We start from the raw sequence: 23,160 nt of genomic DNA, 5'->3' as shown, positions 1-23,160 counted from the left end.
CATTCTTAAAAATACAATTTTCAAAGCATCAATATCTGATAAATTGATACCAGTGCACAATTGCGCATCGAAATATGTATAACCATATCAACAAGTTATTGCTGGTGCACATAAAGGGATCGAAAACTAGCTCGCTTTTGGATCTTCGAATCTCATTTGTTGATTCGATTCTCGGAAAAACTGATCGGAGGGATTTCATGAGCCTCAGCCTGCGGCAGCTTCGCTATTTCGTCGCAACAGCCGAGTATGGACAGATCTCGCATGCGGCCATCAACCTGTCGATATCACAGTCGGCCGTCACAGCGGCAATCAAGGATCTCGAACTGACAGTCGGCGTGTCACTGTTCGACCGCACACCGCAGGGCATGGAAATGACGACGGCCGGGCGTCAATTTCTGTCCCATGCCTATGAGATCCTGGCAAAGGTCGATGAGGCGACGCATCTCAATCTGGTCAGCAGCGACATCGAGGGAGAGCTTATCGTTGCCGCCACCTACACGGTGATCGGTTATTTCCTGCCCATGCACATCGAGCGCATGCGTCGCCTCTATCCCAAGCTGAGGATCCAGCTCTACGAAGTCAATCGAGAGTCGATCGAGGAGGGTTTGCTGACCAACCGCTATGACATTTCGGTGTTGCTGACCTCGAATATCCTCAATCCGATGCTCACGACCGAGACACTTCTGAGCTCTGTGAGGCGGCTCTGGGTTCCGGCAGGTCACAGCCTGTTGCGTCGCGACGGCATCGGCCTGCGCGATATCGCGGAAGAGCCGTACATCATGCTGACCGTGGATGAAGCGGCCCACTCCTCACTCAAATATTGGAGCAAAACGCCGTATCAACCAAAGGTGCTGTTGAGGACAAGCTCGATCGAGGCAGTCAGGTCGATGGTAGCAAATAGCCTTGGTGTCGCTATCCTCTCGGATATGGTGCACCGCCCATGGTCGCTCGAAGGACGGCGCATTGATACTGTGAACATCCAGGACCCTGTCCCACCGATGGATGTCGGCCTGGCTTGGCGCGCCAATATCGAGTTCACTCAGCCCATGCTGGCATTCAGGCGCTATTTCCAGCAAGCTTTCGGCCTGCCGGGCACGAACGCCTGATCAGCTGCTAGGGAGTTGAAGCGATTGCAGTTAAATTGAGAATCCCGTTACTTAGATTCTCAAACTATCTGCCAAGCGACATTGGACCGCGTATTTTTGCCCCGGGTTGAAGCGCTAGCAGCAAAAACGGATCTTCGTTGTCGGCGCTTGCATGCTTGCAACCGCGCGGACCCAATTCTATTCTACGGCCGGGACCGACGAAAAATTTTAACGCCATTCCCCAAGAACGCCTCAAAGGCGCGGGACCGGCCAAACGCCTTTGGCGCCTGGTCAGCCGCAATCACATCTGCATCGACTGAAATCCAGCAATGACCTGATCCGGGCCGATATGGAGATCAAGATGACGGACCACCGCGAAATCGATGCTATTCGAGCCCTGTTGAGCTCCAAACCCCGCCCTGTCGGATGGACCGAACGGCGGAACAGAATCGAGGAAGTCGGTGCCGCCTGGCCGATTGCTGACGATATCAAGCTGGAAGGGGTCGTATTGAACGGCTTTTCCGCCGAATGGTCATTGGCCCCGCACAGCGATGCCTCGCGCGTTCTCCTGTTCTTTCACGGGGGTGGCTATTGCTCGGGCTCGATCGTCAGCCATCGCCGTCTGGCGACCGAGGCCGGACGGGCGGCGGGCGCGCGGACGCTCGCTGTCGGCTATCACCTCGCGCCGGAAAATCCGTTTCCGGCAGCCCTTAACGATGCAATCGCGGCCTGGCGTTTTTTGCGCGCGCAGGGCATCGACGCCGAACACATTGCCGTTGGCGGCGACAGCGCCGGCGCGGGCCTGACCGTCGCGCTGATCAACGCGCTGCTCGCCGGCGGCGAAGCCTTGCCGGCGTGTGGCTGGCTGATTTCACCTTGGACTGATCTGACCATGTCCGGTACGACGCTTGTCACGAAGGATGCGATCGATCCACTCATTCACAAAGGCTATTTGCTTGAGCTCGCCGAGGCATACGTGCCCCCGCAGGTGGATCGCAAGGATCCTCGCGTTTCCCCGCTCTATGCTGATCTGAAGGGAATGCCGCCACTCCTCATCCAGGTCGGATCGGATGAAAGCCTGCTTGCCGATGCCACAAGATTTGCAGCGGCTGCGGGCGAAGCCGACGTCGAGGTGACACTCGAGATCTGGCCGCGCATGATCCACGCATGGCCGCTATGGAACGCAAAGCTCGAAGCAGGACGGCAGGCAATAGGGCATGCGGGAGATTTTATTCAGCGATGCATGAATAGAGCGCCGAGATAGCAGGCCGCGGATGCTGCTAGTGAGGACATGGGTCCTGGTCCGCTTGCGTCGCCACAATTCCACATTTCCCGGTCGACGCTATCAATCCCTACCCGGCGCCGTAAAATTAATGGGGCATCCACGAAAATATGAGAGCTGGCGCCGTGGGCTGCCCCATGTGCGCGGGCGCAACAATCCGACGGACTCTAGATTACCTTTCTGACCAGGTCGCGAATGCCATTTTTCCTTGAACGAAATTCGTGCGGTTGGTGTTTTTTGAGAACCTAAAAGCAAGCAACCTGTGTCGCGCGGAGACATTTTGGAAATCTTTCTAGGCGGGCGCGTCCGTTTAGTTGCCTAAAAACCATAATTGCTCCACGAACATCACACATTAAAGACTCATCGTTGAGAATTGGATCAAAGCTTAATGCGTATACAACACAGCCTTCTCGGCATATTCTTGGCACTTGCACCGTCGGCATACGCCTTGGAAGCCGGTTCACCGCCAATCTTGGCGCCGCTGCAGCAGCAGGAGCAAGCGGCCCATTTGAGCGCGCAATTTCTCACGCGTTTCCACTATAGGCCCATTCCACTCGATGATGCCTTGTCGGCCAGGGTCATGAACCAGTTTATCAAGTCGCTGGATCCGGACCGTGTCCTCTTCCTGCAGACGGACATCGACAAGTTCATGGCTGACAGCGCCAAGATTGACGATGCCATCAACCGGGAAGACCTGAAGATCCCCTTTTCCATTTTCAACGTGTATGTGCAGCGCGTTGTCGACCGCATGAATTACGCGCGCGGCTTGCTCAAGCAGAACTTCGATTTCAGTGTGCAGGAAGACTATCCGCTCGTCCGCGACAAGGAGCCCTGGCCGCAATCCGAAGCGGAAAGCAATGACCTGTGGCGCAAGCGCGTCAAGAGCGACTGGCTGCGTTTGAAGCTGGCTGGCAAAGATGATGCTGGCATTCGCGATACGCTCGACAAACGCTACGAAAACTCTCTCGAGCGCGCCTACAAGTACAAGAGCGACGACGTCTTCCAGACATTCATGGATGCCTATACAACATCGATCGATCCGCATACCGACTATTTCGGTGCAGCCGCTGCGGCCGAATTTGATATTTCAATGAAGCTCTCGCTCGTTGGTATCGGCGCTGTGCTGCAGGAAAGAGATGACTACACGACGATCCGCGAGCTCGTGGCCGGCGGCCCGGCGCAATTGTCCGGCAAGCTCGCGGTTGGTGACCGCATTGTCGGTGTTGGTCAAGGCCAGAACGGCCCGATAAAGGAAGTGGTCGGTACACGCCTCGATGAAATCGTGCAGATGATACGTGGCGCAAAGGGTTCTGTCGTGCGCCTGGACATTTTGCCGGCGGATGCCGGACCGGATGGCAAGCATCACGTCATCAGCCTGGTGCGCGATAAAATCAGCCTCGACAAACAGGCTGCCAAGAAGACGATCCTGTCAGTAAAGGATGGCGACGCCACTCGCAGGATCGGGGTGATTACGCTGCCCGCCTTCTACGAAGACTTTGAAGCGCGTCGAAAAGGCGACAAGGATTATCGCAGCGCTAGCCGCGATGTCGCCAAGCTTCTCGCTGAACTGAAGCAGGACAATGTCGACAGCGTTCTGATCGACTTGCGCAACAACGGCGGCGGTTCGTTGGCCGAGGCGATTGATTTGACAGGTTTGTTTGTCGGCAAAGGCCCGGTGGTTCAGGAACGGGATGCCGATGGCAAGGTGGACGTTGAAAGCGATGATCTCCCCGCGCCTGCCTGGACAGGTCCGGTTGGTGTATTGATCAATCGCGGCTCGGCATCGGCTTCCGAGATTTTTGCCGCAGCGATACAAGACTATGGTCGAGGTGTGATCGTCGGCGAACCCAGTTTTGGTAAAGGGACCGTGCAAACTGTGGTCAATCTTGACCAGGTGGCCCACAGCAGCAAGCCGAAGTTCGGCGAGCTGAAATTAACGGTTGCTCAGTTTTTCCGTGTCAATGGCGGTACGACACAGCTGCGCGGCGTGACGCCCGACATCAGCTTGCCGGGCCTTTCGGACCCTAAGAGCTTTGGTGAGTCGAGTTATGACAACGCTTTGCCGTGGACGCAGGTCAAGCCAGCGAACTATACGGCTGCCGGTAATATAAAGGCATTGCTGCCGCAACTGCAGAGCAGCCACGATGCTCGGGTGCAGAACGATCGGGATTTCCAACGCTTCGTCGAAGACATTGCCGAACTGAAGGCGCAGCGCGAGAAAGGGGTTGTCTCCCTCAATGAAAGCGAACGTCGCAATGAAATGACTGCTCAGGCAAGTCGTCTCAAGTCGCGCGAGCAGATAAACGATGGGGTGGACACTGGTGAAGACGACGGCCTGCAGGCAAACGAGCGTAGCCTGAGTGCTGATATTGCCATTGAAAATGCCCGCAAGAACGCGAAAGACGTGGTGCTGAACGAGGCCGCCTCCATTGTTGCCGATGAGGCGGATCTGCAGGCGGGCGTGCTCAAGGCTGCGACCCAACGATCGGGAAACACTGACGGAAAGTAGCATTTCTCGACGGGCACGATCCTAGAGGCTGCAGAAGCTATTCCGGCTTATAAGTTACTTGGCCAGAAGCACGATTGTCGCGCATCGGTGATGCGCGTGCTTGCTCCATGGTCAACTTTCTCGCGCCTGAAAAGAACGAAAGGTTCTGTTTGCGGAGCAAAGTTCTGCACGTCAATCGCAAAAAGCGGCGCGCTTTTGCCAAGGAATTCGAGATTGCGAGCCTTTGCGTCGTGAACGCCGTCTGCCCTTGGAGGAGCTTCGGGCTCCGTGCCATGGCCTCGATCGTCAGTGCGGCGCGAAGCTCTTCTCTGTCAAGATCGATATAGCTGTGACTTCTCGTCCGCAGGACGCCAAAATTATGATGCACCCGATGACACGTCTTGCAGCGCTCCGTATGTTCTACCAATCGGCGAATTTTGTTCGTTGAAGCAGATATATCAAGCCACGATGGTAGAACGTGATTTCCGTTTTTTGTGTGCTGCGATCCGGCGGCGAATACAGGGCCGACCATGTCTTGCGCTTGCACAAGCAGGTGATGAATCATCTTCCCAATGCTGACTTTCGGTGTCTTTCCGATATTGAAGTGGAGGGCGTCCGGACCCTTCCGCTGACGGCTGATTGGCCGGGCTGGTGGTCCAAGATGGAGCTTTTCCGGCCGGGGATGACCGGTGACATCCTCTTCATGGATCTGGACACCTCAATTGTCGGAAACCTCGCCGATATCGTATCCGTCAACCAGCTCGCTCTGATGCGCGATATCTATCGTCCTGAGGGCTTGCAATCATCGATCATGTTTCTGCCGGAAGCGGCTCGTGATTGGATCTGGGGCGAATGGATCGATAAGCCACAGCATTGGATGGATATCTATCATAAGGGCGGCGACCAGGCGTTTCTGGAGCTATTCTGGCTCGAGCGCGCCAGCCGCTGGCAGGATTTACTACCTGGCCAAATTGTCTCTTGGAAGTCGCATGTGCGACAGGCGCTTTATGATGATGAAAGCGGAAACGGCTCGATCCCGGCAGACGCTCGCGTCGTGATTTTTCATGGCAAGCCGCGCCCTTGGGATATTGGCTGGTAGTCGTCATTCGCGCAAGAAGGCGAAGCAAAGGGATGCTGTTCCTGACAGCAGGAAGAGCGAAGAGGCGGCGCCTCAGCTTGAGATGGGAAATCGCATTGTCGGCCATGCATCGCAGCTCCGCCGCGATCGCGGCATTTGCCGGTTCTTTCTCACCAACGAAGCCAACGCGAACCGGATACATAGCCGGCGGCGGTGGTAAAAGCGAAGGTGAGAGGATACCAGAGCGCGAGAAAGAAAGGGCTGTCATTGTCGCAGTGGATGGCAAAGAGCACCGACCCGACGCCTGCCGCCGTCAATCCCGCGACCGCTCCGGCCATACCCGCGTTCTCCGGCGCTCCTTGCCGGAGAACGAGCAAAAACAGCCCAAGGGGAGCGATCGCCAGAAGAGGGATATAGATGATGCATGGCAGCGCGTCGTGCCCGATCATCCGGCCATACCAAGTCGGCATCGGCATCACAACCATTTCCAGCGCGACGGCCAGTACCAATAGCGCGGGCGGTATCAACATTAAGAGATAGCGCCGCGTCAAATGGGATCCCGGACGGCCGATCCAAGAAAGCACGGCTCCCGCTGCCACTGTCACGGCGACTGTAAAGGCGAGCTTGAACAGAAATCGTGCCGTCTCGATCGCTGTCATGAAATCGAGGCGAACACCCATCAGCGAAAAGAACAGGATTGTAGAGATGGCGACGGAAACCACGCTTGCTGCGGCCATCACAATCCCGTAGCGAGCTTTCAGACGGGCGTCATTTGAAAGAAGCACGATGAGGTCGTCGGTTTTCATGGCGGTGGTCGGTCCTCGTAGGGGGTCAAGCCTGCCGGCTTTCCGGCGCAACAGAGGCCGCCGCCTGAAAGCCGACAAAACCCATTACGTTGCCGCACACCAGATTGTTACGGCCACGTGATCTTTTCGGCGACAAGGGGCAGCTCAATTGCGTTTTGAATCGGCCGTTATAGTCTTGGCGCCCAGGCCGGCGATGTCTGTCGCAACTACGCGGCGGCAAGCGTCACGCGGTTCCGTCCAAGCTCCTTTGAGCGATAGAGGGCGGCATCGACGTGACGAAAGACTTCTGCCGCCGATTGCGGACCATCGAAGACGGCCAGTCCCATTGAAACGGTGACGATGCCGAAAGGGTCGTTGCCACGGTGTTCGATAGCCAGATTGCCGACACGGTCGCGCAGGGCCTCGAAAAAGGTATGGGCATCCAATGCAGCGCGTGCCCGGCTTGCCATCAGAAACTCTTCCCCGCCGATCCTGAAAAACAGATCGTCGGCATTGGTGAAATGGCTGCGGATGACTGCGCCGATTTGATGCAGAACACTGTCGCCGGCCGCATGTCCGTAGTGGTCGTTATATCGCTTGAAATTATCGACATCGAGAATTGCCACTGAGCTCAACAGCCCTTCTTCCGGCGCTTTCAGATAACGGGGGAACTGCCTTGAATAGGCGTGGCGATTGGGAATGCCGGTCAGCGCATCGATACTGGCGCTTCGCGCTTCGGTGATGTCGGTAAAAATCCAGATTCTCGCCACCAGCGCTCCATCTTCGCTGAAGGGAACACTGCGCCGGGAAAAAATGCGTCCATCTTTCAAAAGGACCTCATCCTCGGAACTCTGATGCGTCAGTTGCAGCCGCTCGACCTCGCGCAAAAAGCAGACAGGATCAAGAAGCTGATCGAGGACAAAAGAGAGCAGGCGCAGGTCGTCGCGAGTGGCGAGGATTTGGGCGGGGATGTGCCAGAGGTCCGAGAAAGCCCGATTTGCATAAACGACCTTTCGATCCGAGTCCGTCAGCAACACGCCATCTGGCAGCGCATCAAGCGTGCGTTCAAACAGAGAGCGGACTTCCGTTCCCTCAAAAGTCATCTTGTCTCAAGCCTCCCCAGGGCCTTCACTATGGGATGATTGTCATACAAAGTCGTTTCAATTTCGTCACTGCTCTTTTCGGCCGGTATTGCCTCAGTCATTTCCCGAGCGTCTGAGCCACGTTGCCCGGTTAGGAAATCTTGCGGAGCAACTCCCCCAACATGGCGCGTTCGGCCGGTGACAGCGCCGCCAGCGTTTCCTCAGAGATGTCGTGGGCGACAGACAGATTGCGGTCGACCGCAGCTTCCCCCTCGTCGGTCAGCGTCAGGACAAGACGCCTGGCGTCGGCCGGGTCCGGCGCGGTGCGAACCAGGTTCCGTTTGGCCAAACGATCGACGACGCCTTTTATTGTTGCAACATCCATTGCGGTTTCCCGGCCGAGATTGACCTGGGAACAGGGCTGAAGATCACGCAATTTGACGAGGGCCGCCCACTGTGTCGTGGTCAGCTTCTCGTTCATCCGGCTTGTGAATATTGCCACGTGCCGCTGGTTTGCCTGTCTGAGAAGAAACCCGATCTGGTCAGCAAGCGCATACGCGTTGGCTGTCCGGCCCCCGTGGCCCTCCGATCGATTGAGCGGCTTGCGATGCTGGTTCTCCATGTGCGTATCCGTCAATGAACGGGACCGCGGGAGGCGGTCCTGTCCGTAGCGCTCAAAATCGTCGCGGTTGGAAAGAGCAAAATTTGTTCGGGCAGGCGCGGTGCGAGACAGTCAAGAATGGCGCGGTGGGCCGCACCCTCGGTGCTTGCAACCGCATCGGTTGCGATCACCACCCGGTAGCCGAGATCGACGGCCTGAAGGACACTGGAGTAGACGCAGACATCGGTCTCCACACCCGAGAAGATCAGGTTTCTGACGCCTTTCTGGCGCAGCCGGCCATGCAGATCCTTGTTCGAGAAGATCGAATATCCTGGCTTGTCGAAAATCTGCTCCGGCCGCGCGATCGCCTTTAGGGGCTGTACCAGATCGTGCAGCGTTGGATCGTGCTGCTCGCCCGTAAGCATCGACCAGCGTTCATAATAGGGCCTCCAGCATCCATGGGCCTCCTCTAGAGAGGCCGGAACCACGAACCTTGCAAAGAGCGTGTTGGACGACATCTGGCGACTTAGCGCAACGACATTTTCCAGAATGCCCGCCAGCGCCGGCGCATGCCATGCGGTCTCTTCTGCAAAAAGCCGCTGCATGTCGATTACGACATGGCAGCAATCGTCAAAGACGGATTCAATTTTCATGACCTATTCAACCAGCGCGACTGTGTGTTCGGGCATCCACGAGAGCGTCACGTTTTCACCCTCGCGCATGAGGTTGCCGTCGCGATTCTGCGAGAACAATTTCAGTTCCCTGCCCTGACTGGTTTCGAGGTGGTAGGACAAAACCGGGCCTGCATAAATGACCGTCTTGATTTGGGCAGAGATGCGGTTCTTGCCCTCACCGGCCGGCGACATTTTCTCCGGTCTGACGGCAAGCGTCACTTTCGTTCCCGCCGAAGGTAGCGATCCCGCCACTTCGATTATACCGCCGTCCTCCAGCCGCACGCCCCCGGCCTCGACAACACCAGGAAGGAAATTTGAATCGCCAAGGAACTCCGCCGCAAATCGTGTGCGCGGCCGCTCGTAGACGGTGGCAGGATCGCCGATCTGAACGATCTTGCCCTTGTCGAGAATTGCGACCTTGTCAGACAAGGTCAGCGCTTCCTCCTGGTCATGGGTCACGAAGATCGTCGTCAATCCGCTTTGCCGCTGGATGCGCAGCAGCTCGACCTGCATCTCCTGGCGCAGCCTGCGATCAAGGGCCGACAGCGGCTCATCAAGCAGCAACACGTTCGGTTTGATGACGATGGCGCGGGCAAGCGCGACGCGCTGTTGCTGCCCGCCGGAGAGCTGTTTTGGAAAGCGTTCGGCAAAGCCCGGCAGCCGCACCATCTCCAATGCCCGCTCAACCTCCTTGCGCGCCGCCTCGCCCCGGATACCCCTGCGCTCGAGACCGAAGGCAACATTCTGCGCAATGGTCATGTGCGGAAACAGCGCATAGGACTGAAACATCATGCCGATGTTGCGTCCCCAGACCGGGACATGCGTTACATCCTGGTCTCCGATCATCACAACACCCTGGTCTGGCCGAATGAAACCGGCAATGATGCGCAGCAGGGTTGTCTTTCCCGATCCGGATGGACCGAGCAGGCTGGTAAAGGAGCCCTCGCCGAACTCCGTCGAAATGTCGGACAGGACCGGCGTTGAGCCGTAGCTCTTGGCAACCGACTTTACGTTAACGTGGGTCACGATTTTCTCCGGGTTTTGCAAAACGGGCAAAGATGAGAATTGCGGCCATGGAGCCGAGCAACAAAATGGTGGAGATGGCGTTGATCTCCGGGGTGAACCCCTTGCGGATCGCCGAATAGATCTGCACCGGCAACGTCGTGTAGCCGGGCGTCGCAAGGAAGTAAGAGATCACGAACTGATCGAGAGAGACGGCGAACGCAAAAAGTGCAGCGCCAAGGATACTTGGAAAGAGCAGCGGCAAGGTCACGGAGTAGAAGGCGTGGACCGGCGTTGATCCGAGACTCATCGCCGCCTCTTCGAGATCGGCGCGGATCGTCTTGAACCCGGTACCCACGACGATGACCACATAGGGAATGGCAAGTGCCACATGCCCGATGATCAGCGCATGCATTCCCCGACCGATGCCGCTCCAATAAAAGAAGATCAGCATCGCCGTGCCGGTGATGAGCCATGGGATGGCGATCGGCGGAAGCAGCAGCAACTGCAGGAGGCTGCGTCCACGGAATGTGTGGCGGGAAAGCGCCACCGAGGCGACCGTTCCGAGAGAGGTGGCAACGACTGCGGTGATGACGGCGATGATGATGCTGTTCAGTCCAGCCGTCAGCAAGCCGGTATTGCCCATCAGAGCGACGTACCATCTGGTCGAGAAGCTGAACGGCAGCTGGTAGAGCGGGGATTCATTGAACCCCATGGCCATCATGACGATGATTGGCGTGTAGAGAAACGCGAGGATCGCGAAAAGATAGAAACGTCCTAAAGTTTTCATTTGAGCACCTACGCGACGGATCCGCGCTTCAGAACGCCGGAAAATGTGGCGAAGATCGCCAGAACCACCGCCAGCAGCGTGAAGGAGAGTGAGGCCCCGAGCGGCCAGTTGAAGGCCTGTGTGAACTGATCCTCGATGACCGTTCCCATGGTCACCCCGACGCGGCCGCCGAGAATTCTGGGCTCCATGAACGAGCCGATCACGGGGACGAAGGTCAGGACGGCACCGGAAATCAGCCCAGGCGCAGCCATGGGAATGAGGATCTTGTAAAGGACCACCCACCATCGGGCGCCAAGGCTGACGGCAGCTTCGATGATCGCATCGTCGATCGTGGACAATGCGATGTAGCAGGTCAGGATCATATAGGGCAGATAGCCGTGCACCAGACCGACCACGATCGCCGGCCGCGTATAGAGGAAGCCGATCGATCCGGCCTGCGGGGCTACGAGATGCAAGATATAGTCGAGAAATCCGCCTTCTCTCAGAACCATGGTCCAGGAAAAGATGCGCACCAGCCCGTTGGTCCAGAAGGGTAGAAGGATGAGCACAAGCAGGGTCTCTTTCGTCTTGCCGATCGTGGCGCGCGCCAGCGCAAGAGCGGCAAAGAAGCCGAGCACGGCACAGAAGAACGTTGTCCAGAAACCGATCAGAAGCGAGCTCAGCCCGACGCCGACGAGATAGGGCTGGTCAATGAAGGCGCGGTACTGCTTCAGTGTAAAGACAATCGGCTTGTTCCCGAGCGGCGTCGCAGTCAGGAAAGAAAAGGCAAACATCGCAAGCAAAGGTATGAAGACCGCAATCGTCAGCCAGCCATAGGTTGGCAGGAGAAGCGCCCCGGTGGTAACCCACGGCGGAAGCCGCCGTGATTGCGATGACCTCACGGCAGCCGCAAGCGGGGGTTCTTGAGCGGTAAGTTTGGCCATTCAGCCCTCCTCCACGACCACAGGACAGACGAACTGCCGTCGTCACTGCGGCGATCATTCCGGTGTTTTGATATTCGATTGCCGCCTTTTCAGGCTGAGTTGCAGATCCCGTTCAGCCGATAGGCCGAAATCGGCTCCCGCTAAGCGACTGCGCGCTTGATCGTCCTCAACAGTCCCATTTGCTCACCCTCGAAATCTTGTTTCTTTATTTGTATACAAATGATTTCAGTAGTGCAGCCACTTGTCAAGCCGGCTTTTTCCAAAGGGCGCTTAGATACTGTTTTCCTTAGGCAATAGTCGGAGGAACTAGGAAGATCGCCTCGAGGAGCCATTACAGTCCAATAAGCGATGAGGGCCGAGATTTTCAGACTGCTTTGGGCCTGGCCGTATCTATTGCAATTGTGCCACTTGACAAGAATTCCGTCTGGAGACACTTTATTTGTACACGAATGGTTTTCCGCAATCAGCCATCGGCCCATCATCGCGGCCGACAGCTCGTGAACACCTTCGTTGCGGACGCTCAGAGGATGCGGGGAGGCATCAACGCAATCGCCTGTCAGCCGCAGACAAAAATCCAAAAAAGTATCGATCAAGGGGTAACAGACATGAACCATCTCACCCGTAGGCAAGCCCTAGGCCTCTTTGGCACCGCCGCCGCAGTTGCGACAACCGGCCTGTCAATCTCAACGCGCCCCGCTCGCGCCGCCGGCAAGATCACTGTCCTCAATTGGCAGGGCTATGGGACTGACGAAACCTGGGCGTTGAAAGCATTCAAGGACCAAACCGGCATTGAGGTCGTCCATGACTATTTCAGCTCTGAACCGGAGATGCTGACCAAACTTCGCACGAATCCCGGCGCGTACGACGTGGTCCTCGTTAATAGCGCCCGCTCGCAGCAGGCTGCCGCAGACGGATTGCTGACACCGATCGACTTCTCGAAAATCCCGAACGCATCCGGGCTGTCTCCGGAATTGAAGAACCATGCCAATCTCCAGCTCGATGGCAAGACCAACGGTGTCGCATGGGTCTGGGGCATAACCGCGCTTGCGGTTGCAGAAGGTGCAACCAAGCCGGATAGTTATGCCGCCCTCGGCGCACCCGAGCATAAAGGCAAAGTCGCCCTGTTCGACGACGCCGTCACGGCGATCGCCATCGGTGCTCTTCTCTCCGGCCAGGACATCAACAACCCGGCGGATCTCAAGGCTGTCGGAGAAAAGCTCAAGGCCTTCAAGGAGAACGTCAAGCTCCTTTGGTCGAGCGAAGACCAGTGGAACAAGTCTTTTGCCGCGAAGGAATTCGATCTTTCGGTCTACTGGTCGGGTGCGGCGGTTCGCTCGAAGCGCAACAGCCACCTGCCGGTCGAATTCGTGGTTCCGAAGGAAGGCGGCATCGGCTGGCTCGACAGTCTGTCCATTCCGGCATCTGCGCCGGATCCGGAGGCGGCAGCAACCTTCATCAATTACATGATCGATCCGACCTTCTATGTGGAATGGGCGACCAAGATCGGTGCTCCGGCGTCGGCCAATGCGGCCGCCATGGAGAAACTGCCTGCAGACGATCTGAACCGGCAGATTCACAAGCCCGAATATCTGAAGTCCATGGCGATCCAGTCCGCATTGCCGGACGACCGCCGGGAGAACTTCAACAATCTGTGGCAGGAAGTGAAGGCATTCTACGCAGCCTGATCGCAAGAGCTGTCCGGTGCCCCCAGGCATCGGACAGCTCGCTCTGCGCAGCCGACGCCGCCTTACAGGATTAAACGCTTCGCTTTCTGCGAGCAGGCAAACGCGGCTATTGCGTGATCCAAACGGGGGAAAGCCGTTTCTACGGATGTTTCCTGCTGGACAAGGGCGTGATCGCGCCTGCAAGCGCGTGAGGGACAGGCAACCCGAAGAACGTCAGCCTGCTTCCGCCAGACCATTGGGATCCGTATCGACATCGGCGATCTTGCGCAGCAGATAAAGCAATGCGACCTGCTCGGCCGGATTGAGCGGCCCCATGGTCTTTTCCGAAATCGAATAGGCACGTGGATACATCTGTTCGAGGATCGCCTCCCCGGCGGGTATCAGCGAGACGATTACTTTTCGTCCGTCATGGGCGTCACGCGAGATTTCGATCAGGTTCTTGGATTTCAGACGGTCGATGATGCCGCGGATCGTCGCCTGGTCGACGGCTGTCGCCTTTACGAGCTCACCTTGAGAAATCGGGCCGTTATCACGCAGCGCGCATAGGGTGACGAATTGAACCGATGTCAGGGAAGGATCGACAGCATTTTCCTGAAAAATCGCCAGGTGGCGCTGATAGGCTTTACGCAGCAGATGTCCCACCTGGTCGGTGACGCGGTACGGTTCTACCGAAGGGTTGTCTTCCACGCCGCTCATTCTGATCAAAAAACCTCCCGCGCCACTCGTTTCATCCCATTTTTTTGCAAGCGGCTGCACCATGACGATGATGCAGCCGCTCAAGCGTGTGGTGGCCGGCGCCGATGTCACGCAAACTTATGCTGCATTTCCTTCACCGCGATCTCGCCGTCCAGGACGATCGGTTCATCGTCCAGGAACAGGCTGCAATTACGCATCGGAATATCGAGATGGCAAGCGGTATCGTTCGGTCCGCCCAGCTCGTTGTTTGGTCCGGTCGAGAACATCACGTTGCCGTAGAACGACCTCAGCTCCATACCCATGCCGCCACCGAAATCGCACAGTCCATGCCAGTTGGCGCGGTGGTCGAGACCCCATCCGACATGGCTCATACCCATGCCGCGCGGATCGTTGAAGGTCTTCATGTAAGACTTGATCAGGTCGGCCTCGAGCCCGCCGCGGATGTCCTGGATGAAGCCTTTTTCGATGGTGTAGGTCACAGGCTCGCGGACATAGATGTTGAGGGGCAGAAGCACGTCACCCGGCGAAAGGACGATCTGGCCGTCGACCCCGTCGTCAGACGCTCCGGAGAACACGAATGCCGCCGGCCAATGGTCCCATCGACCCGCCTCATCGGTGCAACCGTATTCGCCGACGGTCGGATAGACACCCATCTTGTAGAGCACGTCCGTTCCAGCCTTGTTGGTGATGCGCAGCGTCTTCGCCCGTTTCATATAGTCGACGCCGATCTCGACGCGCTCGCGCAACTGCTTGGTCGGCATCAGCCGGCCGAGAAGAGGCGCCGGTTCGACGGCGGTCAAAACACGGGCGCCGGCGGCCTGGATGGCCATCTGCTCCGGGCTGAACAGCAGGAAAATAAGATCGACGACCATGTCAGCCTTTTTCAAGGCTTCCACCGCCTCCGGATTACCGGCAAGACCGGTCTGGCCAACCGCCCAGCTGCCGGTCCCCGGCAAAGGTGCCGGCAACCTTAAATGATACATCCGGGCGCCGAGCCGCTGGCCGGCGGCCAGAAAAGCATCGGCATAGTCGAGGCGATCGTCGCCTTGCGACAGGACGACGACCTTTTCACCTTCATGAACGCCACTCATTTTCAACTGCTCGAGGCAAAGTTCGGTAAAGACGCTTCTATCCATTGTTCTATCCTCTGGTTGCTTGGCTTTGATCTTCAGTCGGCGCCGGGGGCGGAACTCGAACCGCGCCTCGAAAGGGCGGCAATTGCCTCTTCGAGCGACACGACGTCGCCGTATTTGCTATCGATGTCGAAGAGATTGGCCTCATGCGGATCGGGATGGCGATCGCCAACGCAATCGCGCACAACGATCGTTCGAAAGCCGTGCTGAACTGCATCTACCGCACTTGCCCGGATGCAGCCGCTGGTCGAGCAACCCGAAAGCACGACGGTGTCGATGCCGCGCGCATGGAGATAGGATGCCAGGCTCGTTCCGAAGAAGGCGCTGGCATATTGCTTGACGACAACCAGCTCTCCGTCTTTCGGCTCGACACCGTCGCAGAATTCCGCAAGCACGTTGCCCTCGACCATCGCCTTCATGACCGGAGCCTTCTTGACCCAGACCCCGCCGTCGGCGCAGTCCTTCGCGAGATAGAGGATGCGCGTATGGATGACCGGGATCCCCTTCGCGCGGGCTTCCTGCAGCAAGCGCGGGGTTCTTGCCACTGCATCGACGACACCAGGCGCATAGAGGGGGGCGCCCTCAATCGTATAGGCCTTCAGGAAGTCGATGACGAGCAACGCGGGAGATTGGCCGAAGCCGATCCTGTTTCCCCATACACCCTGGTAGTTGGCTTCGGCTGTCTCCATCTCGAAGGCTCCTTAATATGCGCCCGACAGAAGCGCGCCCGCCCCGGGGACCACCGTCTCCAGCCCCAGCGACTTCAACATGCAGTAGGTGGTGGCAACGGCGGCGGTCACCACGGGCTTGCCCGTCATTGCTTCCACCTTCGCAATGGCAGGCAGCGACGGCATCTGCACACAGGCCGAGAGCACGATCACATCGACCCCGCTCAAATCGAGACCTGCGACGATGGCAGGAAGGTTTTGAGGATCGTGGCGGCCGACGGCGAGGTTGTCCGGGATCTCCAGAGCACGCCAGTCAGCGACCTCGAAGCCTTCCTGCCGAATGTAGTCGACCACAAGTTCGGTCAGAGGCTTCATGTAGGGGGCGACGACTGCGATGCGCTTCGCCTTCATCATCTTGAGCGCTTCGATGAGCGCTCCTGCACTTGTCACGACCGGGGTATTTGTCCCGTTTTCGACAGTTCGACCCCTGAGGCGCGTTTCCGATTCCCGGTGATAGCCGGGACCCATCGCCATGATCGCCACTAGGCAAGCATAACCAAGCACATCGACTTGGGCGTCGGAGAGTTCGACAGCGCAACGATCGGATTCCGCATCCATCGCCGCGAGCTCCTCCTTCTTGACCGTCTTCATACGCATGCGGCTCGAGTGAAAGGTGAAGCGCTCCGGCCGTATGGACTGCCTTGCGAGCAGCATTGCGGGAATTTCGGTCTCCATCGTCGTGTTGGAGCTCGGTACAATCTGACCAATGCGATAGACGTTTTGCACGGCTTGTCCTTTTGCAATGCGTTCGAAGGGACGTGGGGCGATCGCACCACGCGATGTTAGGGCAGCAGAAAGTCGCCGAGCGCTTCGAAAAAGCCATCGAAATGATCCCAGGGGATCATATGGCCGGCCTCAGCAACACGGCTGATCTGGATCGATGGATTGAGCTCTCTGATCTCCTCTTCGTCGGCGGCCTGAATGACCCCGCCTCGTCCCGCGACCATCAACATGGCGGGGACCCTCAATCGGGCAAAATCGGGCAGGATGTCGATGTCGTGGAAATCGTTGAATGCCTTGACGATCGCGGGCTCGTAGCAGGTGTGGAGCCACTCGGCGCGCAGTTGCAACTGTTCATCGGTCCAGCTCGGACAAAAGGCCTTCATCGCTTCTGCATCCATGCCCTTTTCGGCGAGCCGGATCGAGTCGACGTACCAGGGCAATTGGCTGGGATAGGGACGCCGTCCCGGACCAGAAACCGGCGGATCGATGAGTGCCAAGCGACCAAACACCCCTTCCGAACGGATTGCAGCCCGCATTGCAATGCGCGCGCCCATAGAATGGCCGAGAATAGCGGGATTCTTTAATTGAAGGCTCTGGGCAAAGGCGATCGCATCATCCGCCATCGCATCGAGACCATAGTCGAGACCGGGGCCGGTGGACGAGAGACCACGACCGCGAACGTCCACAATGTAGACATCATGGTGCAGCGACAGCCTTTCGGCGACGAACCCCCAAGTAATCGCCGGAGACGTTATTCCAGGAATGAGGATAACCGCCCGTCCCTTGCCGCCGTAGCGCAAATAGTGCTGGCGAATACCATTGGCAAGAATATTGCCACCATAGAGAAATTGGTTGCTCATGCGGCGCTCTCCGAGCGGAGTGGTTCGGCATAGACGTCGTAACCGTAGACCCATGAGGGATCTTCCTGATGAAGCAGGAAGGTGTTGGCGTTGGATACGTTCTGGACGCGCGTTGCCCGGTCGCGCCGGTTGACTTCGTAGAGCCTGAAGGCCGTTTCGTAGTCGGAGATTCCCGTTTCCAGAAGGCAGCGCGTCAGCATGGCGGCATCTTCGATCGCCATTGCAGCGCCTTGCGCCATATGGGGCTTCATCGGATGGCAGGCGTCGCCAAGCATCACCAGCCTGCCGCGACTCCAGATAGGCAGCGGGTTCCGATTAAACAGCGGCCACTTGGTGACCGTCTCTGTGCTGTCGATCAGCGCCTCGATCACCGGATGATAACCCGGGAACGCTGCATGCATTTCCTCCCGGCTGCTGTCCACGAACGCCGTCTCGAATTCCCATGCAGCATGCGGAACGCCCGTGACGTAGTAATATTCGTCCTTCCGGCCCGTGGTGAAGTAGACCATCATGTGGCGGTCCGGCCCCCACCATTTGACACAGTCCTCGAATTCGAGATCGTACTTTTTCAGCCGCTCCGCATTGATGAGCGCGCGATGGCCGACCCAGCCGCTGTAGTTCGGCTTCTCGAAGCCGAGAAGCGTTTCACGGACCTTCGAATTGATGCCGTCGGCGCCGATCACGATGTCGGCGCGCGCCGAGGTGCCATCTTCAAAGGTCATGTGGACATCGCTGCCGGTGTCCTCGATCGTCGCGAGCTTCTTGCCGAAATGAAGCGTCCCGTCCGTCAGGGTCTCGCATTGAAGCGCCTGAAGGTCGCCCCGGTGCACGGTGCAGTAGGTCGCCCCGTAGCCTTCCAGCGGGATGCGCGAGAGATATTCGCCGGTGATGCCATCCCTGCTCAGCCAGAACTTCGGCGTACTGCTGATCGAAACGACTTTTTCGGCAACACCGATGCGCTCGAAGATTTTCAGCACGTTCGGCCCCATGTGGATCCCCGCCCCGAGCCGGGAGAAGGTCGGCGCCTGCTCATAGACGTCGACGTCGAATCCGGAATGCTGCAGCAACGAGCCTGCGACCGCGCCGCCAAGACCGGCGCCGATAATGGCAATCTTCTGTTTTCCCATGAGCAGCAATCCCCTTTTTGTGGCCGATATCGCATCGCCATCAGCTTCAGGTAAATTAAGCGTATACACTATTTTTTGCAAGCACGATTTAGGCCAATCCTCTCCGCATACTCCAAAATATCCGATTCTAACCCTCTTAAAATACAGCCAAAAAGAGACGGATTGACTTGAGCGCACTCTTAAACCAGTGTATGCACTATTAAATAAAAAAGGGAACGCGCTCCATAGGAACACGGTTGATCCGGTGGGCTGAGAGTTGCGAACATCATGCGGGCAAGGCTCGCTTTGGAGACTGGGATGCTGGATTTGGCGAGGCGATTTGCCATATTTGCCCTCCGCTATCGGTGCGCTGAACAGCAGGCGGCGGGAGCACTTGGCACTTGAGCGCATCTCCCATATCAATCCGCGTAAACGATGCGCAGCATACGATCTCATGTGATCCGAAAACGCCGCTGCTTTACATTCTGCGCAACGACCTGGCTCTCAATGGTCCGAAATTCGGCTGCGGGCTTGGGGAGTGCGGCGCCTGCGCTGTACTGATCGACGGACGCGCGGTCCGCTCCTGCGTCGTTCCGGTCACGGCGGTCAAAAACCGGAGCGTGACGACGCTGGAGGGATTGGGCAACAGTACCTCGCCGCATCCGGTGCAACAGGCCTTTATCGACGAGAATGCGGCTCAATGTGGTTATTGCTTGAACGGCATGATCATGACGGTCGTCTCTCTCGCTCTGCATCAGCCCGATGCCGGTGAAGCTGAGATCAAAAACGCTCTCGCACATAATCTTTGCCGCTGCGGCACCCACAAGGAGATCCTTGCAGCTGCCAAAAGGGCGCTTTTTCTGACGAATAGCGCGGCTCTGCCTGGGTCACTGGATAGCGCAAGGGAAAGCGGCTTCGAGCCGTCAAATGTCAAAACAGACCGGGGAGAGCGGAATGCTTAGCGTTCACTCCAAGGCGCAGAACGGCCCTTTGTTCCTGGTCATCCATGACGATGGCCACGTCGTCGCCTACAACGGTCACGTCGATCTCGGAACCGGAATACGCACCTCGCTTGCCCAGATCGTTGCCGAAGAGCTGGACGTCGCATTTGACAGCGTCGAGATGGTGCTCGGCAATACGGTCAGCGGACTGGATCAGGGCGCCACGATTGCCAGCGAAACCATACAGGTCACGGCAATCCCCTTGAGGCAGGCAGCCGCGACCGCCAGACAGTTCCTGGCGAACCGCGCTCGAACGGTCCTCGGGATCGAAGGCGAAGAGCTGAAAATAGAAGACGGCGTCATATCCTGCGCGAATGAAAGGAACGTTGCGATCAGCTACGGCGAGCTCGTCGGCGGCCTTGACGAGCATCTGGAGTACGATCCCAATGTCTCCCTGAAGAGGGTCGAGGATTACAGCCTTGTCGGAAAATCGAAACCGCGAGTCGATATCCCGCTCAAGGCTGTTGGCGCCTGGACCTTCGTTCATGACGTCCGCATTCCGGGGATGCTGCACGGTCGCGTCATACGGCCGCCTTATGGAGGCTTTGACCACGGAGACAATGTCGGTGCGAGCTTCGTTTCCATCGACGAGACTTCGGTATCTCACATCGAAGGTCTGGTAGCCGTTGTCGTCCTTGGCGATTTTGTCGGCGTGGTTGCGACACGCGAGGAAAACGCCATCGCCGCCATGGATGCCCTGAAGGTCGAATGGCTTGCACCCACTCGACGCCCGGACTTAAACAGGCCGGAGATGGCGCTTCGCGCGAACCCGGCGACAGCGCGACAATTGATCGACCGCGGAAATGTCGATCTTGCGCTTCAAGGCACGCCGGCTGCGATGAACCGCACCTATGTGTGGCCCTATCAGATGCATGGTTCGATCGGCCCTTCCTGCGCGGTCGCGCATTTTAGCGGCGACAGCCTCACGGTATGGTCAGGAACGCAGAACCCCTATCCGATGCGGCGCGACCTTGCCCTGCTGATGGACGTGGCCGAAGAGCAGATCGTCGTCGAACGCTTTGAGGCGGCGGGATGCTACGGACGAAATTGCGCCGATGATGTGACCGCCGACGCCGCCCTGCTTTCGAGGGCTGTTGGCGCCCCCGTCCGTGTTCAGCTGACCCGCGACCAGGAACATGCCTGGGAGCCCAAGGGAGCCGCTCAGATCATGGATGTGCGCGGCGGCCTCGACACAGACGGCGGTCCGGCAGCCTATGATTTCGAAACCCGCTACCCCTCCAACCTTGCCCCAACGCTCGCCTTGATCCTGACGGGCAAGATCGCTCCCGTGCCTGACGTGGCGCAGATGGGAGACCGGACGGCTATTCCCCCCTACGCCTACGGAAATCTGCGGGTCACGGTCTACGACATGCCGCCGATTGCCCGTGCCTCGTGGTTGCGCGGCGTCTCGGCGATGCCGAATACCTTCGCTCACGAATGCTACATCGACGAGCTGGCGGCCGCCGCTCAGGTCGACCCGATCGAGTACCGGCTGCGTTACCTGCCGGACGAACGGGCAAGCGAGCTTGTCCGGGCGGTCGCCGAAAGGGCGAAATGGCAGCCGCACACCTCCTGGGGCAGTCTGGGCGGGGAAGGTGATCTTCTATACGGGCGCGGCTTTGCCTATGCGGTCTATGTGCACGGAAAATTCCCGGGAACCGCTGCCGCCTGGGCCGCTTGGGTTGCCGACGTCGCCGTCAATAAAAAGACCGGCGAAATAGCGATCACCAAGGTCACCTGCGGGCAGGACGCGGGTCTGATGATCAACCCGGACGGCGTCCGCCACCAGATCCATGGCAATGTCATCCAATCGGCGAGCCGCGTCCTGAAGGAGAAGGTCGAATTCTCCGACACATCGGTGCTCTCGAAAGAGTGGGGCGGCTATCCGATCATCACATTCCCGGAAGTGCCCGAGATCGACGTGCTGATGCTGGACCGGCCGAACGATCCCCCGCTTGGCGTCGGAGAATCCGCGTCCGTCCCAAGTGCCGCGGCAATCGCCAACGCGGTCTATGATGCGACGGGCGTGCGGTTTCGCGAGCTGCCCCTGACACCGGAAGCCGTCCTTGCCGGATTGGGTAACCTAGGCCCCAAGCAACCGGAAGGCCCGCCGCGCAGCCGGAAATGGCGGCGCTTTTCTCTGGGAACAGCAGGGGCTGCTGCCTTGTTCGGCGGGCTTCTTCAGCTTGCCTCGCCCTGGCAGCAGAACATAGCAACGATCAGCCGTCCGGAACCCGGGGTCTTCTCCGCCTCGACAATCGAGCGGGGCAGGCTCGCTGCAGCTGCCGGCGCCTGCAATGTCTGTCACGTTTCGGGCGATGGACAGGCTTTCGGCGGCGGTCGCCGCCTCGAGACGCCGTTCGGCGATATCTACGCCAGCAATATCAGCCCGGACGTCGCGACGGGGATCGGGGGATGGTCCTATCCGGCCTTCGAGCGGGCCATGCGCAGGGGGGTGAGCCGCGACGGTCATCATCTCTATCCCGCCCACCCCTACACGTCTTTCGCCGGCGCTGAAGACGCGGACCTCCAGGCTCTCTACGCCTATCTGATGAGCCAGCCGCCGATCGAGGCAAAGATCTCCGAGACCAAACTGGCCTTCCCCTACAATATCCGTCCCTTGATGGCGGGCTGGAATGCGCTCTTCCATCGCGGTCGCGAAATGCAATATACACCGGAAAGGGACGCGGTCTGGAATAGAGGAGCCTACCTCGTCGAAACTCTGGGACATTGTTCTGCCTGTCATTCTCCAAGAAACACCTTCGGCGCGGAAATGTCGGGCAAGGCCCACCTTGCCGGCGGCTTTGCGGACGGCTGGCACGCGCCGGCGCTGAACGGTTCGGGAAATACACCGGTGCAATGGACGGAGGCGGCCCTTTACGACTATCTGCGCAAAGGCAGCTCGGCTCACCATGGCAGCGCTTTGGGGCCGATGGGCGATGTGGTCAGGGCGTTGGAGCCGCTGCACGATCAAGATATCAAGGCGATGGCGGCGTATCTGGCAAGTCTCAGTGCGGAAACCGTGGCAACCACTCCTGACAAACAGGCCGATGAGGCAATCGCCAAGGCGGAGACCTCAAAGCAAGCGGCACTTGCCGTCGCGCCGCGGGGCCAGAGGATCTTTGAGGGGGCATGCGCCACGTGCCACAGCGACAACCGCGCACTCTCCTCGCTTGCCCTGAACACAAACCTGCACGCGCCGACGCCCGACAATGTCATTCAGACCATTTTGGGCGGGGCCGAGGCACCCTCGGAGATGAAGATGCGAAATTCGCCCGAGACGATGTCGATGCCGGCCTTCGGACCGACATTAAGCGATAGCGCGATCGAGGATCTCGTTGCCTATCTGCGAGCACGTTTTGCACCGGACGAACCTGCGTGGTCCGACGTCGCTGGCTCGCTCGCAAGAGCGCGCTCCTCGAACCACTAAAGGTCTGA

The 23,160-nt window shown here is 58.3% G+C and carries 20 protein-coding genes and 1 pseudogene; 8 read left to right on the top strand and 13 right to left on the bottom strand.

All coding sequences use genetic code 11. The features are described 5' to 3' along the window. The first annotated feature begins 197 nt into the window (after window positions 1-197). The 4 genes from FHT86_RS15575 to FHT86_RS15560 all read left to right on the top strand — a co-directional run bounded on the left by FHT86_RS15575 (window position 198) and on the right by FHT86_RS15560 (window position 5,954). Entirely contained in the window at window positions 198-1,106 is a 909-nt protein-coding gene (locus FHT86_RS15575; protein ID WP_133707688.1) for a LysR family transcriptional regulator, read from the top strand. Window positions 1,107-1,446: 340 nt separating this feature from the next. Further along, entirely contained in the window at window positions 1,447-2,349 is a 903-nt protein-coding gene (locus FHT86_RS15570; RefSeq protein WP_133707687.1) for an alpha/beta hydrolase, read from the top strand. A gap of 406 nt (window positions 2,350-2,755) precedes the next feature. After that, window positions 2,756-4,876: a carboxy terminal-processing peptidase gene (locus FHT86_RS15565; protein WP_133707891.1), complete on the top strand. Its 2,121-nt coding sequence runs from the start codon at window positions 2,756-2,758 to the stop codon at window positions 4,874-4,876. Window positions 4,877-5,411: 535 nt separating this feature from the next. Further along, window positions 5,412-5,954 (top strand): hypothetical protein, encoded by a 543-nt coding sequence (locus FHT86_RS15560; protein ID WP_246779525.1) that lies wholly within the window; start codon window positions 5,412-5,414, stop codon window positions 5,952-5,954. A gap of 149 nt (window positions 5,955-6,103) precedes the next feature. On the opposite strand, the gene FHT86_RS15555 is transcribed toward FHT86_RS15560, so the two are convergent. From FHT86_RS15555 to FHT86_RS15525, 7 genes are all read right to left on the bottom strand, one after another. After that, window positions 6,104-6,739: an NrsF family protein gene (locus FHT86_RS15555; protein ID WP_133707685.1), complete on the bottom strand. Its 636-nt coding sequence runs from the start codon at window positions 6,737-6,739 to the stop codon at window positions 6,104-6,106. A gap of 206 nt (window positions 6,740-6,945) precedes the next feature. Continuing rightward, window positions 6,946-7,821, bottom strand: a complete 876-nt coding sequence (locus FHT86_RS15550) for a sensor domain-containing diguanylate cyclase (RefSeq protein WP_133707684.1) — start codon at window positions 7,819-7,821, stop codon at window positions 6,946-6,948. Window positions 7,822-7,951: 130 nt separating this feature from the next. After that, entirely contained in the window at window positions 7,952-8,422 is a 471-nt protein-coding gene (locus FHT86_RS15545) for a MarR family winged helix-turn-helix transcriptional regulator (protein WP_133707683.1), read from the bottom strand. A gap of 11 nt (window positions 8,423-8,433) precedes the next feature. After that, complete coding sequence (locus FHT86_RS15540) at window positions 8,434-9,054, bottom strand: cysteine hydrolase family protein (RefSeq protein ID WP_133707682.1); 621 nt, start codon at window positions 9,052-9,054, stop codon at window positions 8,434-8,436. A gap of 3 nt (window positions 9,055-9,057) precedes the next feature. Further along, window positions 9,058-10,101 carry an ABC transporter ATP-binding protein gene (locus FHT86_RS15535; RefSeq protein ID WP_133707681.1) on the bottom strand — a complete coding sequence of 348 codons (1,044 nt, stop codon included), beginning with the start codon at window positions 10,099-10,101 and terminating at the stop codon, window positions 9,058-9,060. Beyond that, window positions 10,088-10,867, bottom strand: coding sequence for an ABC transporter permease (locus FHT86_RS15530; protein WP_133707680.1), 780 nt, complete (start codon window positions 10,865-10,867; stop codon window positions 10,088-10,090). Before FHT86_RS15530 ends, FHT86_RS15535 begins: the two co-directional genes overlap by 14 nt. Before the next feature lie 8 nt (window positions 10,868-10,875). Continuing rightward, on the bottom strand, window positions 10,876-11,790 hold the full coding sequence (locus FHT86_RS15525) for an ABC transporter permease (protein WP_133707679.1): 915 nt from the start codon (window positions 11,788-11,790) through the stop codon (window positions 10,876-10,878). Between the two features lie 605 nt (window positions 11,791-12,395). Between FHT86_RS15525 and FHT86_RS15520 the strand changes: the two genes are divergently transcribed. Together FHT86_RS15520 and FHT86_RS15515 are read left to right on the top strand one after the other, a co-directional pair. Then, window positions 12,396-13,475: a PotD/PotF family extracellular solute-binding protein gene (locus FHT86_RS15520; protein WP_133707678.1), complete on the top strand. Its 1,080-nt coding sequence runs from the start codon at window positions 12,396-12,398 to the stop codon at window positions 13,473-13,475. 48 nt (window positions 13,476-13,523) lie between these two features. Further along, window positions 13,524-13,666 (top strand): annotated as a pseudogene (locus FHT86_RS15515) (RbsD/FucU domain-containing protein); the annotation flags it as partial. Between the two features lie 22 nt (window positions 13,667-13,688). Here FHT86_RS15515 and FHT86_RS15510 read toward each other — a convergent pair. The 6 genes from FHT86_RS15510 to FHT86_RS15485 form a co-directional block, all read right to left on the bottom strand. Beyond that, window positions 13,689-14,171, bottom strand: a complete 483-nt coding sequence (locus tag FHT86_RS15510) for a MarR family winged helix-turn-helix transcriptional regulator (protein WP_133707890.1) — start codon at window positions 14,169-14,171, stop codon at window positions 13,689-13,691. Between the two features lie 107 nt (window positions 14,172-14,278). Further along, a complete protein-coding gene (locus tag FHT86_RS15505; protein WP_133707677.1) occupies window positions 14,279-15,307 on the bottom strand; it encodes a leucyl aminopeptidase in 1,029 nt (342 codons plus the stop codon). 32 nt (window positions 15,308-15,339) lie between these two features. After that, on the bottom strand, window positions 15,340-15,993 hold the full coding sequence (locus FHT86_RS15500; RefSeq protein ID WP_133707676.1) for an N-carbamoylsarcosine amidohydrolase: 654 nt from the start codon (window positions 15,991-15,993) through the stop codon (window positions 15,340-15,342). Window positions 15,994-16,005: 12 nt separating this feature from the next. Further along, entirely contained in the window at window positions 16,006-16,758 is a 753-nt protein-coding gene (locus FHT86_RS15495) for an Asp/Glu racemase (protein ID WP_133707675.1), read from the bottom strand. A gap of 56 nt (window positions 16,759-16,814) precedes the next feature. Continuing rightward, a complete protein-coding gene (locus FHT86_RS15490) occupies window positions 16,815-17,615 on the bottom strand; it encodes an alpha/beta fold hydrolase (protein ID WP_133707674.1) in 801 nt (266 codons plus the stop codon). After that, window positions 17,612-18,742 (bottom strand): FAD-dependent monooxygenase, encoded by a 1,131-nt coding sequence (locus FHT86_RS15485; RefSeq protein ID WP_183868815.1) that lies wholly within the window; start codon window positions 18,740-18,742, stop codon window positions 17,612-17,614. The genes FHT86_RS15490 and FHT86_RS15485 overlap by 4 nt, the downstream gene beginning before the upstream one ends. A gap of 380 nt (window positions 18,743-19,122) precedes the next feature. On the opposite strand from FHT86_RS15485, the gene FHT86_RS15480 reads away from it, so the two are divergent. After that, window positions 19,123-19,683 carry a (2Fe-2S)-binding protein gene (locus FHT86_RS15480; protein WP_133707673.1) on the top strand — a complete coding sequence of 187 codons (561 nt, stop codon included), beginning with the start codon at window positions 19,123-19,125 and terminating at the stop codon, window positions 19,681-19,683. Next, window positions 19,676-23,152 carry a molybdopterin cofactor-binding domain-containing protein gene (locus FHT86_RS15475; RefSeq protein WP_246779524.1) on the top strand — a complete coding sequence of 1,159 codons (3,477 nt, stop codon included), beginning with the start codon at window positions 19,676-19,678 and terminating at the stop codon, window positions 23,150-23,152. The genes FHT86_RS15480 and FHT86_RS15475 overlap by 8 nt, the downstream gene beginning before the upstream one ends. Window positions 23,153-23,160: the final 8 nt, after the last annotated feature.

The sequence above is a fragment of the Rhizobium sp. BK313 genome (assembly GCF_014193655.1).
In the GTDB taxonomy this organism is placed as follows: Bacteria; Pseudomonadota; Alphaproteobacteria; order Rhizobiales; family Rhizobiaceae; genus Rhizobium.
Note: the sequence above shows the minus strand (reverse complement) of the source record. Positions and strands in the feature narration are given on the sequence as shown.